Annotated in this window: 4 protein-coding genes and 1 pseudogene; 2 read left to right on the top strand and 3 right to left on the bottom strand. The window is 41.2% G+C overall.

Going from position 1 to position 6070, the window contains the following annotated elements:
* Positions 1-167 precede the first annotated feature (167 nt).
* Together Q0X72_RS12785 and Q0X72_RS12780 are read left to right on the top strand one after the other, a co-directional pair.
* Positions 168-725, top strand: a complete 558-nt coding sequence (locus Q0X72_RS12785; protein ID WP_297766137.1) for a YdeI family protein — start codon at positions 168-170, stop codon at positions 723-725.
* 25 nt (positions 726-750) lie between these two features.
* Positions 751-1800 (top strand): glycoside hydrolase family 26 protein, encoded by a 1050-nt coding sequence (locus Q0X72_RS12780; protein WP_297766135.1) that lies wholly within the window; start codon positions 751-753, stop codon positions 1798-1800.
* Positions 1801-1855: 55 nt separating this feature from the next.
* Here Q0X72_RS12780 and Q0X72_RS12775 read toward each other — a convergent pair whose 3' ends face one another.
* The 3 genes and pseudogenes from Q0X72_RS12775 to Q0X72_RS12765 all read right to left on the bottom strand — a co-directional run.
* Positions 1856-3214, bottom strand: coding sequence for an NAD-dependent succinate-semialdehyde dehydrogenase (locus Q0X72_RS12775; protein WP_297766133.1), 1359 nt, complete (start codon positions 3212-3214; stop codon positions 1856-1858).
* Between the two features lies 1 nt (position 3215).
* The gene (locus Q0X72_RS12770; RefSeq protein WP_297766131.1) at positions 3216-4844 is read right to left on the bottom strand and encodes a biotin carboxylase; all 1629 of its coding nucleotides are present in this window, start codon (positions 4842-4844) and stop codon (positions 3216-3218) included.
* Between the two features lie 17 nt (positions 4845-4861).
* Positions 4862-6070 (bottom strand): annotated as a pseudogene (locus tag Q0X72_RS12765) (ornithine decarboxylase); the annotation flags it as partial.

Genomic DNA, 6070 nt, shown 5'->3' with positions numbered 1-6070 from the left:
TAAAAATGAATTATTCGGCAGGTGTTGCCGGTGCCTTGTTCCCAGGAATGTTAACTACTATGGCAATAACAGGAATAAATGTGCTCAAAAAACAATAGTTACTTTTTCCAGTAGATTATCTTAGTAGCACCGGTCATTATTTGAAAATAATAAATTGAAATGTGAAAATGACGCCCATATTTTTCAATGATCAGAAAGAATTTCGAAATTGGTTGGAAATAAATCATAGTCAGGAATCGGAATTGTGGGTTGGTTATTACAAAGTGAAAACCGGAAAACCGTCTATGACCTGGTCGGAATCTGTTGATCAGGCAATTTGCTATGGGTGGATCGATGGTCTGAGAAAGTCTCTGGGAACAGAGAGTTATTGTATTCGATTTACACCAAGGAGAAAGACAAGTAATTGGAGCGCTGTGAACATTAAGAAAGTAAATGAGCTTACTGCGGCCGGACTGATGAAGGAAGCAGGCCTAAAAGCGTATGAGCTGCGGAAGAAAAATAAATCCAAGGTATATTCATATGACAAAACTCCAGTTGACCTCAGCGCGGATTTTAAAAATCGCTTTCAAAACAACAAAAAGGCATGGGACTTTTTTAAAAAGCAAGCACCTTCCTATAGAAAAATGATTGTTTATTGGATCATAAGCGCCAAAAAAGAGGAAACCAGAATGTCACGACTTAAAAAGGCGATTAAAAAAAGTGAACAACATAGTAGGGTGTATTGAATAATGAATTATAAATAATAAAATAATGTTTAAAAGAGATGTTACCATTTTACTGCTACTAGTAGTTATATCATTGAGTTTTGGCTGTTTAGATAGAACCAGAGAAAAGGAAGGGGATTGGGATGGGTGTGTCATAGGGATGTATCCTGAAAATGGCAATGAAACATTACCCAGCGCTGATGAACAAGAGATCAATGATTTTGAAAAGATCATAGGCCACAAAATAGGTTCCGTGGTTTGGTTCCCAACCTGGGATGATGAATTTCCAACCAAAAGTTGTGAAATGTTGTACAAACGAGGAATTATTCCTCACCTTACCTGGGAATTGTTCTGGCCCTCAAAGGATCCTAATAACACGCGCCAAACGGGCCCAAATGGGTACGAAGGGTTCAATGATGTGCTCGCTGGAAAATACGACGAATACATCGATAGGTTTGCCAGGGATGCTAAGGCATTCGATCAAAGAGTATTGATCCGATTTTTGCATGAATTTAATGGTAACTGGTATGTATGGAGTGGCAATAAGAATGGAAATGTGGAAGGAGGTCCGGAAAAAGTGGTTGCCGTATGGAAATATGTGGTGGACCGTTTTAAAAAGATAGGCGCAGACAATGTTAAATGGCTGTGGGTTCCTCATGGACCATCTACGGATTTGTCGACAGAGGCATGGAACGATGTTTCCAATTATTGGCCTGGTGATGCCTATGTTGATTGGATAGGCTTAGATGGCTATAATTTTTACCCACAGGATCCATGGGGTGGGGCAAGACCACTGCGCGATTTCGACAATTGTTTTAGAGACCTGTATGACTCCTGCGCGGTCCTTGGGAAACAACCTATGATGATAGCCGAATTTGGAACTGGTGAGTTCCAATCGGGGAATTTTAATAAAGCAGCCTGGGTCAGGGATGCATTTACAAAAATAAAAACGGAGTATCCCAGACTAAAGATCTTCACCTGGTTTAACATCAATAAGGAACTCGATTGGCGTGTCAATTCATCACCCGAGGCACTTAGTACTTTTCGCACGGCCATGCAGGATCCCTATTTTATCGGCAGTCCATATAAACAATAAAAACCTTGTCTTTAGCTTAGTCTATTTGCTATGGATTAAAGAGTAAAGCTATCTGTTAGCGTTTTACATAAACGGTTTTACGATTTACAAACTCCATCATCCCATCTTTGGCCAGTTCGCGTCCGTAGCCAGATTTCTTGGTGCCTCCAAAGGGCAGTCTGGGATCAGACTTCACCAATTCATTAATAAAATAGGCGCCATCACTAACCTTTTCAGCATAGTTAATGGCCTTGTCTGTATTTGTGGTACACACCGTTACTCCCAGTCCGTATTTGGAATTTTCCGAGAGGGCGAATGCATGATTTATATCCCTGGCTTTGATCATAGCGGCCAAAGGCCCAAAGGTCTCCTGATCAAAAGCAGCCATACCAGGTACCACATCCCCCAATATAGTAGGTTCGTGGTAACAGCCATTTTGCTTACCACCCAACAAGAGTTTAGCTCCTTGTGCAACCGATTCTTTCACTTGTGTGTTCAGCTGATCGGCAAGGTCTAAACGTGCCAGTGGGCCAATGCTTGTGTTTTCATCCAATGGGTCTCCGGCTTTCAACTGTTGAACTGCTTTGGTGAATTTCAGAACGAACTCATCATAAATACCTTCCAATAAAATAAAGCGTTTGGCCGCGATACAGCTTTGTCCACAATTGAGCATACGGGCCGTTATGGCAATTTTTACGGAATTATCTATATCCGCATCTTCCCAAACTATAAATGCATTATTCCCGCCGAGTTCCAGCACCGTTTTTTTTATATGTCGGCCCGAAATCTCCGCAACAGCCGAACCTGCCCTTTCACTTCCGGTTAGCGTTACTGCTTTTACGCCATCACTATAAATAATTTTTTCCGTTTGATCGTGATGTACGATCAAGTTTTGAAACACATAGGAAGGATAACCGGCCCTGGTGAATACTTCCTCAATCTGTTGGGCACAGCCAAATACGTTAGGAGCATGTTTCAATAATCCGGTGTTACCCGCGGTTAAGGTTGGAGCCGCATATCTGAAGACCTGCCAGAAAGGAAAGTTCCAGGGCATTATCGCCAAAACACCTCCAATTGGGTCATGCTTCACAAAGCTTTTATCGGCATCAGTGCTTATGGCTTCGTCTGCTAGAAAGGCCGGGGCATTTTCCGAATAATAGTCGCATACCCAAGCACATTTGTTTACTTCCGACCTGGATTCCTTAATAGGTTTTCCCATTTCCAGGCTGATCATTTGTGCATACTCTTCCACATTGTCTCGCAATACTTGTCCGGCTTTTTTAAGTAATTTGCAACGTTCCGAAAGTGGTACCGTACGCCAGGATTCAAAGGCTTTCTGGCTATTATTAAGCCGTTCATCCAATTCTTTTTGAGTAAGCGACGTGTAACGGCCCACGACCTGGCCGTTGTATGGGTTAATGCTCTTAAATTCCATATTACTTCGTTAGGCTGCCGCTGAGTGCTATTTTTTCGCGTTTGTCTTCTATGACTTGTGAGACATATTTTCCGCGAATGGCCTTTATCCAATCTTTTGCCCGTTTGTTGAGTTGAAAATTATCGGTCATCATTCTGCCTCTTGATACAAGGATGCCCATATCGGCTCCTTCGTATAAATAATCCCCTTGTTTGGCGATATGAAGGAAAAATGCCTCATTTTCTGTTTCCACTGCTCTTCTATGGGTATCCATTCTGTCGAATTGAATATGACCATTATCGAACATTTTATAAATCCCGGATTTTGGCGCCTCGGATACATACTCGATAGTATCTTCTGTATGTTTGATGATCAACTGGCTCCACCCGTCTATGTTCTCTTGTCTTGCCCATCTCGCATTTAGTTCATTTACATTCAGTTTATAGTCCACATCCATCCATTCCAAAATATGGAATACAAAAAGAGGGGCGTCTGCCAAGGCAAAAACCGCGTGATTGGTAATAGAACTTGCTCCGGTTACCCTTGGGTTCAGTTCCCCAAGATAAATCTCACCATTGTCCTGATCGATTAGAAAATCTAATTCAAAATATCCTTTGTACCCTTCCTTCCTCAATTGATCACCAAAAAGTTGCGTGTATTTAGTTGCCTTTTTCCTTATATCCGCTGTAAAGGCATTGGGATAAATTTCATTACCGCACCAACCGCCTTTGTATGGGGTCATCTCTTTAAAGCCGACAAGCTCTGTCATTAAGGGGGCGACGATGGTACCATGTCTGGTAACACAAGCCTCAATTGCAGATCCCTTGCAATTGATACGTTTCATTATTTTCACTTCCTTTTCTTTGACAATTTCCTCTTCGTATTTTTTAAATTCTTCCTCATTGGAGATAAAAAATGTAGTATGACCCGAATCTCCAAAAGGCGTTTGGATTACCAGATCATTGCCAAGAACCTTAGAAACTTTCTTCAAGTGGCCATAATCCAAAACAGGGGAGAGTACATAAGGTACACATGGTACGCCGGCCTTTTCGGCAATGCGGTTGGTATTCACCTTATTGTCCATAAACGTCCGCATCTTGGCTGTAGGGAACATCACCTGCAGACCTAATTTTTTTGCGAGCTTCTCCGTTTTTTCATCAAACATTAAAAACATGGCCTTTCCGGCCGACTTTCCTATTTTCCTGGAGGTTAAATAATCTTGAACTTCCGGATGCTGAAGGAGATAATTGTTGATGTCTTCTATACTTGTGAATTCGTCATGCGGAATTTCCTCCTTAGGGGAAAAAACATTCGGGTGTTGCCCGTCAAAACATTCTATATGGCATATAAACTTAAATCCCTTGATCCATTCATCAGCACCTAGCATATTAAAATTTGTGGCACTTATAAAATAAAGAGGGGTCTCGTTTTTATAAAAGAATCTTCTTATATCTGGAACGCCATTGAGTACATCTGCGGTTACCGCTTTTTTCGCAGGGTTGGTTTTCTTCGCTACTGGCTTTGTTACAGCCTTTGCTACTGGTTTTGCTGCAAGCTTTGCGACTTTCTTAGTTGGGACTGCTTTCTTGGCTACAGCTTTGGCCACAGGCTTGGTAACTTTCTTAGTTGTTGTAGATTTTTTAGTGCTCATTTTTTTATTTTCAATGATTAGATTAGTTGTTTTTTCTTCTTTCCAATAGACATGCCGCCAATGGAAGTGGTGATCTTGTGCCGGTCCAGGATCTTATTCTTGAATACACGCAGGCCTAGATCGGATCGATATCCGTGTATTTCGCTCACATCCAGTGCGGTCAGGAAATTGATGATCTCATCGCTTACCACCTGGCCCGGAACTAATACAGGAAACCCCGGGGGATATGGAATTACAAAAGTGGAAGCAACTAATTTTCTGCCTGTACCCATTACTGACAAACACTCGTTTAAGGGAACATATTCATAATTTTCTTCGTCGTACGCAAGGAAATAAGCTTCCCGTAAATTCCCTCCGGGAACACCTGGTACGGCCTGAAATGAATGATGGAAATAACTAAAATCAGGTAAAGGGGGAACTTCCTTGGTCAATGAATATATCCTTTTATCCCTTATTTCTTTTTCCTTCTCACTCAAGGATTTGAACTCTTCATCTAGTTCATCCGAAATTTTTAAAAGGGCATTGATAAGATACGTAATACTGCCTCTTGTTGTTCCTATATTGGTCATGAATAACACCGTGTTCCTGGAGGTTTTATTGATCTGGATATTGAATTTATCCATTAGGTATTTGTTCTTAAAGGTATCTCCATCCACACCTGTCTTACCGATGTACAAAGTTATTTTGGTAGGGTCTAAGACAAATTCGTCTTTTTCCCAAGCCTCGTTCATTCGGTTCCAACCTTCATGCTTGGTGTAGTATTCCTTAAGACCGGTTTGGCGATATTTATTCGGAATAAAATCATGTACGGTAAGCACATCAAAATACTTGCTCAATTGAGGATTGTCATTCACCTTAGCCCTTAACACCATGGCCATTTCAATGCTCTTTTCAACCAATTCGAACCCCTCTAGCTGTACCTGCCTTCTGCCTACATCCAATGAGGCCAGCATTTGATAATTTGGAGAAGTAGAGGTATGTGTCATATAGGCTTCAAGAAATGTATTTTCACTTTTTCTGCGAAAATCTTCGTCCCAGATATGAATCATGGAACCTTGTCTAAAACTGCTCAATGTTTTATGTGTACTTTGGGTGGCATAAACCCGTATCCTAACCTTATCAGGATCTGGTAAGGACGATAGCACCCCATTGCTTAATCCCTTAATATGTTCATTATACTGTTTTCTATACTTGGGACTATTGTACTTTTCATATAGCTTTTTAGC

The organism is uncultured Muriicola sp., from assembly GCF_947258935.1.
Lineage (GTDB): Bacteria > Bacteroidota > Bacteroidia > Flavobacteriales > Flavobacteriaceae > Muriicola.
Note: the sequence above shows the minus strand (reverse complement) of the source record. Positions and strands in the feature narration are given on the sequence as shown.